Source organism: Aquabacter spiritensis (assembly GCF_004346185.1).
GTDB lineage: Bacteria > Pseudomonadota > Alphaproteobacteria > Rhizobiales > Xanthobacteraceae > Aquabacter > Aquabacter spiritensis.
This window is the reverse complement of record NZ_SMAI01000008.1, coordinates 62,626-74,642: the sequence shown is the minus strand read 5'-3', so window position 1 is coordinate 74,642 and position 12,017 is coordinate 62,626. Positions and strand designations below refer to the sequence as shown.

Here is a 12,017-nt window from a genome sequence, read left to right as displayed (position 1 = left end):
CTCACACCTTCTTCACGGCGGCGCGGCCGAACAGCCCGTTCGGCATCAGAGCGAGCGCGGCGATGACGGCGGAGAAGACCAGGATCTGGGTGTAGGAGGAGCCGAGAAAGCTGGTGATCAGCGCCTCGGCGAGGCCGTAGAGGAAGCCGGCCAGCATGATGCCGGAGGCCGAGCCGATGCCGCCGAGGATCGCCACCGCGAACGCCTTGATGCCGAACATCAGCCCCATGTCGGAGGACACCGAGAAGAGCGGGGCGATCAGCATGCCGGCAATGGCGGCGAGCACCGCCGAGGCGGCGAAGGAGAGCGCGATGGCGCGTTTCACGTCGATACCCATCAGGCGCGCGGCGGCAGGGTTCTGCACCACCGCGAGCAGGCGCTTGCCGGCATCGGTGTGGCGCAGCAGGACGTGGAGCGCCAGCGCGACGGCGATGCCGGCGACAGGGATCACCAATTGCAGCGGATAGATCCCCGCGCCGAACAGGCTCACCGGCTGGCTCGCCAGGGCCGAGGGCAGAGCGCGCGGCTCCTTGCCGAAGGTGAACATCACCGCATTGTCGAGCACGATGCCGCCGGCGACCGTCGCCATCAGCCAGGCGTTCGAGCCGCGCTCGGCGAAGGGGCGCACCAGGAAGCGCTCGACCGCGAGGCCGAACAGGCCCGCCAGCGCCAGCGCCCCGAGGATCGCGAGCGGCAGCGGCCAGCCCACAGTGATCCAGAGCGTGTAGCAGAGCACGGCGCCGAGCATCACCGAGGAGCCCTGGGCGAAGTTCACCGTGTTCGAGACCGCGAAGGTGACGTGGTAGCCGAGCGCGATCAGGCCGTACATGGCGCCGAGCGAGAGGCCCGAGACGATGGCGGACACGATCAGCATGGGGCCTCCTCGGCGCTCTTGGTCTTGTGGGTCGCGTCGTCTTGAGAGGTCGAGAGGTCGCGCCGGGCCGGCCTCCCCCGCGCGCGGCGGGAGAGGCGGCGCCCGTCGGAGCCCGAGGCGGTCAGTTCACCGGGACGATTTCGGCGCCCTTGAAGTGCGTGAACATGTAGTCGCCTTTGCCCAAAGCATCCTGGTTGGATGGCGAGAAGGGCTTGGAATAGGTCTTGATCAGCCCCTCATAGGTGCCGATCTCGTAGAAGGCCTGGCGCACCGCCGGGCCGTCGGTCGAGCCGGCCTTGGCGATCGCCAGCGCCAGCAGGTGCATGCCGTCATAGGCATTGGCGATGCCGACCGCGGGGGTCACGTCGGCGAGCGTGGTGACCTGCGGATACTTGGTCTTGAGTGCCGCGAGCACCGTCTCGCCTTTCTTCGACAGCTTGCCGGAGAAGGAATAGGTCTGGACCAGATGCACCTTCTCCGCGCTCGGACCGCCGAGTTCGGTGAAGCGGCCGCCGGCCGGTCCCCAATGCGACACCACCGGCACGGCCCAGCCCATGCGGTCGAGCGACTTCACCACCTGGGCCGAGGGCTGGACATTGGCGACGAGGAAGATCGTGTCGGCGCCGGCCTCCTTGAGGCGGGTGAGCTGGGGCACCATGTCGACGTCGTTATTGTCGAACTTCTCGGCGCCCGCGATCGTCAGCTTGCTGGCTGCGGCGGCGGCCTTGAGCCCCTTCTCGTTGGATTCGCCCCAGGGATTGTTGATCAGCATGAGGCCGGGCTTGGTGGTCTTGTAGGTCTTGACGGCGTAGTCGATCATCGCCTCGTCGACCAGTTCGTCCACCGCCGAGACGCGGAACACGTAATTCTCGGCCGCGCCGTTGCGGGTGATCGCCGTGCCGGCCGCCCAGACGCCGATGAACGGCACCTTGGCCTGGTTCGCGAACGGCACGATGGCGAGGGAGACCGGGGTGTCGATGCCGCCGAAGAAGGCGACGACCTTTTCGCGCTGCACCAGCTCGCGGGCGGCGAGCAGGCCCTTGGCGGGATTGCTTTCGTCGTCGCGGCGGATCAGCTCGATCTTCTTGCCGAGCACGCCGCCGGCGGCATTGATCTCGTCGATCGCGACCTCGAGGCCGCGGGTGATCGCCTCGCCGGACTTGGCGGACTGGCCGGACAGGGCCGCGACCAGGCCGACCTTGAGGGTTTCCTGCGCCAGCGCCGGCGCACTGGGCGCACCGAAGGCGAAGGCGGCGCCGAGCCCGAGAACGGCGGCGCGCCGCGTCAGGCCGAAGCGGGACTTTAGGATGGACGTGACCATGTGACTCTCTCCTCCTCCCGGAAGCCAGACACATCTCTACGCAAGCGGCATGCCATCCCGGCCCAATTGGCAGACCCGCGGGGCCTGGAGGGTGATTCCCTCTCTCTTGCGCGGGTCTGGGCGGGGTCCGGCCCGACCGTATCGCCCAAGCATTGGGCATTTTGCGCGCAAATGATAGTCAAAATCGTATACACTTAAGGCGACGCCACCGTGCAGCCGCGGCGGGCGCCGGCTTCGGCTGCTCTTTGGGCGTGCACGGCGCACCTATTTCCAGCCGCGCCCCCCGCCCCGCCGAAACATTGGGCAGGGCGATGCGGCCGGCCTGCGAATCGCCACCCGAGGGCGCAGGGGCGGTGCGGGAGGGTACCGACCGGGCAGATTGTCTCGAAAGATCTGATCAAATTGTATACGATTTAGCCCGATCTTGAGCCCGCTCCACACTCGTGCCATGGAAGAGGCGAACGGAGCCTTAGATGAAGCAGCGGGGCGAACGAGTCGACGCGATCTATGCGGGTCTGCGCCTCGCCATCTTGGAGCAGGTGCTCCAGCCGGGAACAAAGCTTCCGGAGGATGCCATCGGCGAACAGTTCGGCGCCAGCCGGACCGTCGTGCGCCGGGCGCTGGAGCTGCTCGCCGGCGAGGAACTGGTCGATATCCGGCCCAATCGGGGGGCGACCGTCGCCAAGCCGTCGCTCGACGAGGCGCGCGACCTCTTCAGCGTCCGCCAGGATGTGGAGCAGATGGTGATACGCCGGCTGTGCGGGCGGCTCACCCCGGCCCAGGCCAAGCGGCTGGAAGCGCAGATCGAGGCGGAGGAGCGCGCCCATCGCGAGGGGCGGCCGGAATATATCCGCCATGCCGCGGAATTCCATCTCGTGCTCGCGGAGATGACCGGCTCGCCGCTCCTCGTGCGCTACATGCGCCAGCTCGTCGGGCGCAGCGCGCTCATTCTCGGCCTTTATGGCCGGCCGCGTTGGACCGACTGCTCCGTCCAGGAGCACCGCGACCTCGTGACGTGCCTCCTGAACGGGGATCTCGCGCGGCTGGAGCACCTCATGCACCACCATCTGGAGGCGGTGCTGTCGCGCGCCATCGACACCGCCGCGCGGGACAAGGAGCGCGGCATCCGCGATCTCCTCGCGCCCTATGTCGAGGCCGCGCGTTCAGGCTGACCGCGCCCGGTCTCCCCGGACGCGCCCGCCTCGTTCGGTCGGCAATTTCGGCTACCGGCAGTCGTCGCGGCTGGTCTGGCGCATGGTTTCGCTCTCGACCCCGTCGAACTCGAATTCCTCGACCGCCTGCGGTCCGTAATAGACGCAGAAGCGCACGTCCGCCTCGCGCGGGGTGGAGGCGCCGCGCAGGCGCAGCGTCGGCAGATTGACCAAGGCCGGCGGCAGGTCGAATTCGGGCGCATCCCCCTTCTTCCAGGTCATGAAGGGCGTGACCGTGTCGCGGGAGGACCCGCCGCTCAGCTCGACCGACTGGGCGACGGTCTTGGCCGTGTCCATGCGGATCCACCAGCCCGTCTTGGCCGCATCCGCAAATGCCGCCGTCGTCCCGAACAGGCCGAGGCCCAGAACCATCGCTCCCAGACCGCGCATCGATGTCTCCCTTATCCTGTCGAGCGGGATCGGCGCCGTCGGCCGGCATGCCGCTGCCACACAAGGCGGCGTGGACCCCGACCCGGCGCGTCCAACGGGGGAATGCGCCGGTATCCCGCTGGTTCCCATAGCGGGGCGACCGGAGGATGTCACGTCTGCGTCCCCGCCGCGCCGGGTGGGGACGTCGCGCCAGCCGCCGCGGCGTCAGGCCGCGATGCGCGCCACCGTCGCGGCGGCGCCTTCGCGCAGGAGACGATCGAGCCAGGTTCGCACCGGCCCGGTGAAGCGCGGGTCGCGCGGCAGATCATCGCCGAACACCTCGCGCACGCTGAGCAGGGCCGGTGCAAGCTGGTCCGCGTCGCGGCCCGCTGCATCCGCAAGATCGCGCAGGCGCGCGGCGAGCGGGTCGCGCACGTCGATCGGCGCGGCCTTCTCGTCGACGCCGGTCACGTAGCGCATCCAGCCGGCCACGCCGAGCGCGATGCAGTCCACCGGGGCACCCGCGGCGAGGCGGTCGCGGGCCGGTGCCAAAAGGCGCTGCGGCAGTTTCTGGGAGCCGTCCATCGCGATCTGCCAGGTGCGGTGCTGCAGCGCCGGATTGCGGAAGCGCGCCCGCAGTGCCGCCTTGTAGGCGGCGATGTCGGTGCCCGGCGGCACGTCCAGCGTCGCCGTCATTTCGGCGTCCTGGAGCCGGGCGACGAGCTGCGCGAAGGGCGCGTCCGCCATGGCGTCGGCGATGGTCTCGTGGCCGGCGAGATAGCCGAGATACGCCAGGGTCGAGTGGCTGCCGTTGAGCAGCCGGAGCTTCATGTGCTCGAACGGCGCGACGTCCGTCACCATCTCGACTCCGACCTCCTCGAAGGGCGGGCGCCCGGCGGAGAAGCGGTCTTCCACCACCCATTGGCTGAACGGCTCGGCCATGACCGGCCAGGCGTCGCGCATGCCGAGTCGTATGGCGACGCTGGTCCGGTCGGCCTCGGTCGTCGAGGGGGCGATGCGGTCGACCATTGTGGAGGGGAAGGCGACCTCTCCGGCGATGAAGCGCGCGAGGTCGGGATCGCGCAGCGCGGCGAAGCCGTGCGTGACCTTCGCCACAGTCCGGCCGTTGCTCGGGAGATTGTCGCAGCACAGCACCGTGAAGGGCGCGGTGCCGGCGGCCCGGCGCAGACGCAGCGCCTCGACCAAAAAGCCCGGTACGCTGCGCGGGCGGCCGGGTGTCGCGAGGTCGGCGCGGATGTCGGCGTGATCGGGATCCAGCTCGCCCGAGGCCGGATCGTGGCAATAGCCTTTTTCGGTGACGGTGAGGCTGACGATCCGCACCGCCGGGTCGGCCATCGCGGCCAGCAGAGCGGTGGGATCGCGCGGCGCGACCAGAAGCCGGCGCAACGCGCCGACGACGCGCAGCCGGTCGCCCTCCCCCGCGCGTTCGCACAAGGTGTAGAGGCCGTCCTGCGGTTCCAGCGCGTCCGAGGTGTCGGCGGCGCGCAGGCTCGCCCCGCAGATCGCCCAGTCCCGATGGCCGCGCGCCAGGAGGTCGTCGGCATAGACCGCCTGGTGGGCCCGGTGGAACGCGCCCACCCCGAGATGAACCATGCCGATCCGCGCGTCCGCCGGATCATAGCCGGGGGTGCGCACGTCGCGGGGCAGGCGGGACAGGGTGGCGGCGCTCAGCCTCACTGCGGGGGCCTCCGTTTCTGGGGTTCGATGCGGCGGGTTCGGTGGGGCGGGTTCGGTGGGGGGAATTCCAGGGCGCGGTTTGCGCGGCGGGCGCGTCGTCAGAGCTTATAGGCGGCCTTGGCGAGGCCATAGGCGAGGGCGTGGGCAATCTCGCCGGCTTCGTCCAAGTCCAGCCGGTGCTCGGCAACCAAGCGGGCGAGATAGGCGCAATCGACCCGGCGGGCCACATCGTGCCGCGCCGGGATCGAGGGGAAGGCGCGGGTGTCGTCGTTGAAGCCGACCGTATTGGCGAAGCCGGCCGTCTCGGTGGTCAGCTCGCGGAACCGGCGCATGCCTTCGGGGCTGTCGAAGAACCACCAGGCCGGGCCGAGGCGCAGCGCGGGATAATGCCCGGCGAGCGGCGCCAGTTCGCGGGCATAGGCGGTCTCGTCGAGGGTGAACAGGATGATGGTGAGGTCCCGTTCGTTGCCAAAACGGTCGAGCAGCGGCTTCAGCGCCCGGACATAATCGGTCCGGGCGGGAATATCGGCACCCATGTCGCGGCCGTGGCGGTCGAACAGCGCGGCATTGTGGTTGCGGACCGCGCCGGGATGGATCTGCATCACCAGCCCGTCCTCGAGCGACAGGCGCGCCATTTCGGTCAGCATCTGGGCGCGGAACAGTTCGGCGTCGGCCGGCGTGACGCCGGGCACCTTCACCCGCTCGAACAGTGCCTCGGCCTCGGCGGGCGTGAGATCGGCGGTGGCCGCCGAGGGATGGCCGTGGTCCGTCGCGGTGGCACCGAAGCTCTTGAAGAAGGACCGTCGCTTGCGGTGGGCGGCGAGATAGCCGCGCCAGGACATCGTGTCCTCCCCGGTCAGCGCGCCGAAGGCGTGGAGATTGCCGACGAAGCCCTCGAACTCGGGATCGACCACGGGATCCGGCCGATAGGCGGTGATCACCCGGCCGCCCCAGCCCGAGCCCCGGATCATCGCGTGCCATTTCAAGGGGTCCAGCGGGCTCTCGGTGGTTGCGATCGCCTCGATATTGAACCGCTCGAACAGCGCGCGGGGGCGGAACGCTTCGGTGCGCAGCGCGGCGGCGATGAGGTCGTAGGTGGCGTCGGCATTGCCCGCGCACAGGCGCTCGTCGAGGCCGAACAAAGTCGAGAAGGCATGGTCGAGCCACAGCCGGGTCGGGGTGCCCCGGAACAGGTGGTAATGCGCGGCGAAGCGCCGCCAGATCTGCCGGCCGTCGCGCTCCACCGGCCCGCCGTCGCGGCGCGGCACGCCCAGCTCCTCGAGCGGGACGCCTTGGCTGTAGAGCATGCGGAAGACGTAATGGTCCGGCACGACGAAGAGCTGAGCGGGATCGGGGAAGGGCGCGTTCTCGGCGTACCAGCGCGGATCGGTGTGGCCGTGGGGGGAGAGGATCGGCAGATCGCGGACGCTGGAATACAGGTCGCGGGCGATGGCACGCACCGCCGGCTCGGCTGGAAACAGGCGGTCGGGATGGAGCAGCGGCGCGGCGGAGGTGCGGGCGGCGGGCGCGGATCCGGCGAGGGCGGAGGGTGCGGTCACTTGAGTCTCCTCGCGGTCACTTGGGTCTCTTGGTCGCGGGGGCGGGCGGCCCCGGCCGCTCGGGCTCGCCGGCGTCGCTGAACAATTCGGGATGGCTCGCGGCGAGCGCATCGACGCTGGGCAGGACCCGGTCGAGATGCCGCGCCATGGCGCGCTCGGCGGCGTCGGGATCGCGCGCTGCGAGCGCATCGACGATCGCGCGATGCTCCGCCATCACGCTTGCGCGGCGCCGCACGGCCGGCAAAGTGAGGATGCGGCAGCGGTCGACCTGCGCCTTTTCCGCCCGCACCACGCGCCACAGATTGGGATGGCCCGACAATTCCGCCACCTGCTGGTGGAAGTCCTCGTCGGCATTGTGGAATTCGCCGATGCGCTCGGCCTCGTGCGCGGCCTTCTGGATTTCCAGGCAGGCGTGCAGCCGGGCGATCGCCGGACGGTCGACCCGCTCCGCCGCGCCGCGCACCGCGGCCCGCTCCAGCGCCTGGCGGATCACCATGGCGTCGCGCACCGCGTCGCGCGAGATGCGCGAGACGAAGGTGCCGTGCTGCGGGAAGATGTCGACCAGCCGCTCGTCCGCCAGCCGCAGCAGCGCCTCGCGGACCGGGGTGCGGGACACGCCGCAGGCGAGGGCGATCTGCTTCTCCTGGAGAGCGGCGCCCGGCGGGATCTCCATCGCGACGATCTGCGCCCGCAGCGCGGCATGAATGCGGGTCGCCGCGCTCACGGCGCGCAGGCTTTCGAGGCGCGGCACGGGGCCGGTCCCGGGATCCGCCGCATCCTTGCCGACGAGCATCGCGTCGTGTCCTCCACATCTTCTTCTTGCCTGCACTGATATATTAGCATATCAGAACCGTCAATGATCGGTCGTCACGGCGGCCGGCGCACGTCGCCCGGATCCAGCCCCCGAACGGGGCGGACCGGCGCGCAGGGAGGTGACGATGCCCGATCCGGCGACCGCGCCGCGCACGTTGCGCCTCTCGCCGCGCGACAATGTCGCCGTGGCGCTCGACACCCTTCCCGAAGGCAGCCGCGTCGACGGCCTGGTGATCCCGGCCCGCGTTCCGCGCGGCCACAAATTCGCGCTGGCCGAGATCGCCGACGGCGCGCCGATCCTCAAATTCGGCCAGATCATCGGCTTCGCCGCCGGCGCCATCGCGCCCGGCGCGCACATTCATGTCCACAATGTCGCGCTGCACGATTTCGACCGCGATTACGCCTTCGCCGCCGATGCCCGCGCCGAAGTCCCGCTTCCGCCGGAAGCGCAGGGCACGTTCGCCGGTTTCCGCCGCTCCAACGGGCGCACCGGCACGCGCAATTATCTCGGCATCCTGACCTCGGTGAACTGTTCCGCCTCGGTGGCGCGGTTCGCGGCCGAGCATCTCCAGCGCGCCGGCGTCGGCGAATGGTTTCCCGGCGTCGACGGGATCGTGCCGATCACCCACGGGACGGGGTGCGGCATGGCCGCGAAGGGCGAGGGGTTCGAGGTGCTCTCGCGCACGCTCTGGGGCTATGCGACCCATCCCAATTTCGCCGCCGTGGTGATGGTCGGGCTCGGCTGCGAGATGTTCCAGATCGCCCGTTTCAAGGCGGAATACGGGGTCGAGGAGACCGACACCTTCCGCACGCTGACGATCCAGGACGAAGGCGGCACGCGCCGCGCGGTCGAGCACATCACCGGCGCGCTGCGCGAGATGCTGCCGGCCGCCAATGCCCTGAAGCGCAGCCAACGGCCACTGTCCGAACTCGTCCTGGCGCTGCAATGCGGCGGCTCGGATGGTTATTCCGGCCTCACCGCCAATCCCGCGCTCGGCGTGGCCTCCGACCTCCTGGTGCGCCACGGAGGAACCTCGATCCTGTCCGAGACGCCGGAAATCTACGGCGCCGAGCATCTGCTCACGCGCCGCGCCGCGACCCGCGCGGTGGGCGAGAAGCTGGTGGCGCGGATCCGCTGGTGGGAGGCCTATACGGCGCGCAATGGCGGGGAGATGAACAACAATCCTTCGCCCGGCAACAAAGCCGGCGGGCTCACCACGATTCTCGAGAAATCGCTCGGCGCGGCGGCCAAGGGCGGCTCCTCGACGCTCAACGCGGTCTATGAATATGCCGAGCCGGTCACCGCGCCCGGCTTCGTCTTCATGGACACGCCGGGCTACGACCCGGTCGCGGCGACCGGGCAGGTGGCGGGCGGCGCGAACCTCATCTGCTTCACCACCGGGCGCGGCTCGGCCTTCGGCTGCAAGCCGACGCCCTCGATCAAGCTCGCCACCAATACCGACGTCTATCAGCGCATGACGGAGGACATGGACATCAATTGCGGCGACGTGCTCGACGGGGTGCCGCTGGAGCGCAAGGGGGAAGAGATTTTCGACCTCCTGGTCCGCGTCGCCTCGGGCGAGCGGACCAAGTCCGAGCTGCTCGGCTATGGCGACGCCGAGTTCGTGCCCTGGCAGATCGGCGCGGTGATGTGATGCGGCGCGGCGGGGGGCAGGCGGCGGACGGGCTACTCGAACAGATCGGGGAATTCCGCCTCGACCTTGGGAAGCGCGCGCAGGATCTCCGAAAGATGAACGCGCATCGCTTCGGCCGCCGCGTCGCCGTCCTGCCGGTCGATCGCTGCGACGATGGCGCGATGCTGCGCGACCAGGGGCGCCATGGCGCCGGGCAAGGTCAGATGGCAGGCGCGGTCCATATGCGCCTTGATGTCGGCGATCGCCTGCCAGGCGAGGCCGCATCCGGCGCCCTGCGCCAGCGCCATGTGGAACATCTCGTCGTAGCGCTGGAACGTCTCGTGCTCGCCGCGCTCGGCCGCACTCACCTGAAGCTGCAAAAGATCGTCGAGGCGGTGGCGTGCGGCGGGGTCGAAGGCGGCCGCGGCGCGGCGCGCGACGGCGGTCTCGACCGCCTCGCGCACGAAGCGCGCCTCCATCATCTTGCGCACGGAAATCTTCACGACGATCGTGCCGCGCTGCGGCAGGATTTCGACCAGGCGCGTGCGGGCGAGCCCGATCAGCGCCTCGCGCACCGGCTGGCGCGACACGCCGTGGCGCTCGGCGATCTCCTGTTCCGAGAGCCGGGTGCCGGGCGGCAAGGCCAAGGTGACGATGGCGCGCCGCAGCTCCGCCTCGACCTTGTGCGCGGCCGTTCCGGACGAGCGGATGCTGATGGCGTCCACGTTGCGCACTCCTGTTGCCTACAAGTCTACACTACCATACAGTACGGACAGAAGGCCATCGGCTCTCTGCCGTTCCGGCATTCTGGATCGGCGGACCGATCCCAACAAGAACGCGGCGCACGACGCCGGCCAAACAACAGGCTCGTTTCTGCTCAGGGAGAATGCTCATGCTGACCCGTCGCCGCGCCCTTGCGCTGGCCGCCGCCCTTTCGCTTGCGCCGCTGACCCCGGCTTTGGCCCAGAGCGTCACGCTGCGCTCCGCCGACATCCATCCCGACGGTTACCCGACCGTCGAAGCCGTGAAGTATTTCGGCAAGATTCTGGACGAGAAGACCAACGGAAAATACAAGATCCAGTTGTTTTTCTCGGCCCAGCTCGGCCAGGAGAAGGAGACGATCGAACAGACCCGCTTCGGGGTGATCGATCTCAACCGCGTCAATACGGCGCCCTTCAACAATCTCATCCCCGAGACGGCGGTGCTGGGCCTGCCGTTCCTGTTCCGCTCGGTGGACCACATGTACAAGGTGGTCGACGGTCCGCTCGGGGGCGAGATCGCCAAGGCGTTCGAGCCGCACGGCCTGATCGTGCTCGGCTTCTTCGACAGCGGGGCCCGCTCGATCTACAATTCCAAGCGGCCGATCAAGACCTTGGCCGATATGAAGGGGATGAAGATCCGGGTCCAGCAATCGGACCTGTTCATCTCGATGATCAACGCGCTCGGCGCCAATGCGACGCCGATGCCGTTCGGCGAGCTTTATTCGGCGCTGCAGACCGGCCTCGTCGACGGGGCGGAGAACAATTATCCCTCCTATGAATCGGTCAAGCACTACGAAGTCGCGAAATATTATTCGCTGACCGAGCATTCGATGGCGCCCGAGGTCTTCGTGATGTCGAAGATGGCGTGGGACAAGCTCTCGCCGGGCGATCAGAAGATCTTCAAGGAGGCCGGCGCCGCCGCCACCCTGAAGATGCGCGAATTGTGGGCGGCGCGCGACGCCGAGGCCAAGGCCAAGGTGGTCAAGGGCGGCGCCCTCATCAACGAGGTGGAGAAGCAGCCCTTCATCGACGCGATGAAGCCGGTCTACGACAAGTTCGTCACCTCCGAAAAGATGAAGAGCCTGGTCGACCGCATCAAGGCGACCCAATGATCCGCCCGGCGGCCCGGCTTCGTGCCGGGCCGCCGTTCTCCGCTCTGCCCGCCCGCTTCTCCGGCCTGTGCCCTGACCGTGCGACGAGCCCCGCGCCATGAGCCAGATCTCACTCCAGAGGCCGCACGCCATGGGACCCTTCCCAGCCTTGCTCCCTTTGCGCCGCGCCGTGCGCCTTCTGTCCATCGTCGCCCTGTGGGTGTCGGGGCTCGGGCTTCTGGTGATGACCGGCTGCGTCGCCTGGCAGGTGATCGGGCGCTATCTGCTGAACGATTCGCCGAGCTGGACCGAGCCCTTTTCGCTGCTGCTGATGAGCTGGTTCATCCTGCTCGGGGCGGCGGTCGGGGTCCGCGAGGGCAATCATCTCGGCTTCGAGATCGGCCTCCACGTCGCCCCGCCGCCGCTGCGCCGGGCGATGGCGGTGCTGACCGATCTTCTGGTGATGCTGTTCGGCGGCGCCATGGCCTATTACGGCTGGCAGCTCGCCATGGGCACCTGGTCCGCGAACATGGCCGGCATCGCGCTGCCGCAGGGGCTGGATTACCTCCCCCTGGTCGGCGGCGGCGCGCTGATCGCTCTGTTCTCCTTTGAAAAGCTTCTGGCGCACCTGACCAGCGAGACCGTCGCCGACGTCCCGCTGCACGGCGAGCACACGGTGGAATAGG

General features: G+C 69.1%; 11 protein-coding genes. 4 read left to right on the top strand and 7 right to left on the bottom strand.

The annotated features are described in order from the left end of the window. Nucleotide 1: 1 nt before the first annotated feature. Both EDC64_RS13530 and EDC64_RS13525 read right to left on the bottom strand, forming a co-directional pair. Nucleotides 2-874, bottom strand: coding sequence for a branched-chain amino acid ABC transporter permease (locus EDC64_RS13530; protein WP_420808960.1), 873 nt, complete (start codon nt 872-874; stop codon nt 2-4). 121 nt (nt 875-995) lie between these two features. Continuing rightward, nucleotides 996-2,195 (bottom strand): ABC transporter substrate-binding protein, encoded by a 1,200-nt coding sequence (locus EDC64_RS13525; protein WP_132032171.1) that lies wholly within the window; start codon nt 2,193-2,195, stop codon nt 996-998. Between the two features lie 473 nt (nt 2,196-2,668). On the opposite strand from EDC64_RS13525, the gene EDC64_RS13520 reads away from it, so the two are divergent. Beyond that, nucleotides 2,669-3,367 carry a GntR family transcriptional regulator gene (locus tag EDC64_RS13520; RefSeq protein WP_132032169.1) on the top strand — a complete coding sequence of 233 codons (699 nt, stop codon included), beginning with the start codon at nt 2,669-2,671 and terminating at the stop codon, nt 3,365-3,367. A 51-nt stretch (nt 3,368-3,418) separates the two neighbouring features. On the opposite strand, the gene EDC64_RS13515 is transcribed toward EDC64_RS13520, so the two are convergent. The 4 genes from EDC64_RS13515 to EDC64_RS13500 form a co-directional block, all read right to left on the bottom strand. Beyond that, nucleotides 3,419-3,796 carry a hypothetical protein gene (locus tag EDC64_RS13515; RefSeq protein WP_132032167.1) on the bottom strand — a complete coding sequence of 126 codons (378 nt, stop codon included), beginning with the start codon at nt 3,794-3,796 and terminating at the stop codon, nt 3,419-3,421. A 204-nt stretch (nt 3,797-4,000) separates the two neighbouring features. After that, nucleotides 4,001-5,473, bottom strand: a complete 1,473-nt coding sequence (locus tag EDC64_RS13510; protein ID WP_245504694.1) for a mannitol dehydrogenase family protein — start codon at nt 5,471-5,473, stop codon at nt 4,001-4,003. 98 nt (nt 5,474-5,571) lie between these two features. Continuing rightward, nucleotides 5,572-7,032: a glucuronate isomerase gene (gene uxaC, locus EDC64_RS13505; protein WP_420808959.1), complete on the bottom strand. Its 1,461-nt coding sequence runs from the start codon at nt 7,030-7,032 to the stop codon at nt 5,572-5,574. Nucleotides 7,033-7,048: 16 nt separating this feature from the next. After that, nucleotides 7,049-7,825 carry a GntR family transcriptional regulator gene (locus tag EDC64_RS13500; RefSeq protein WP_245504693.1) on the bottom strand — a complete coding sequence of 259 codons (777 nt, stop codon included), beginning with the start codon at nt 7,823-7,825 and terminating at the stop codon, nt 7,049-7,051. 145 nt (nt 7,826-7,970) lie between these two features. On the opposite strand from EDC64_RS13500, the gene EDC64_RS13495 reads away from it, so the two are divergent. Beyond that, nucleotides 7,971-9,500, top strand: coding sequence for a UxaA family hydrolase (locus EDC64_RS13495; RefSeq protein WP_132032163.1), 1,530 nt, complete (start codon nt 7,971-7,973; stop codon nt 9,498-9,500). A 32-nt stretch (nt 9,501-9,532) separates the two neighbouring features. Here EDC64_RS13495 and EDC64_RS13490 read toward each other — a convergent pair whose 3' ends face one another. Next, complete coding sequence (locus EDC64_RS13490; protein ID WP_165933764.1) at nt 9,533-10,213, bottom strand: GntR family transcriptional regulator; 681 nt, start codon at nt 10,211-10,213, stop codon at nt 9,533-9,535. Nucleotides 10,214-10,371: 158 nt separating this feature from the next. On the opposite strand from EDC64_RS13490, the gene EDC64_RS13485 reads away from it, so the two are divergent. After that, nucleotides 10,372-11,352: a TRAP transporter substrate-binding protein gene (locus tag EDC64_RS13485; RefSeq protein WP_132032159.1), complete on the top strand. Its 981-nt coding sequence runs from the start codon at nt 10,372-10,374 to the stop codon at nt 11,350-11,352. A gap of 97 nt (nt 11,353-11,449) precedes the next feature. Continuing rightward, complete coding sequence (locus tag EDC64_RS13480; RefSeq protein WP_245504692.1) at nt 11,450-12,016, top strand: TRAP transporter small permease; 567 nt, start codon at nt 11,450-11,452, stop codon at nt 12,014-12,016. Nucleotide 12,017: the final 1 nt, after the last annotated feature.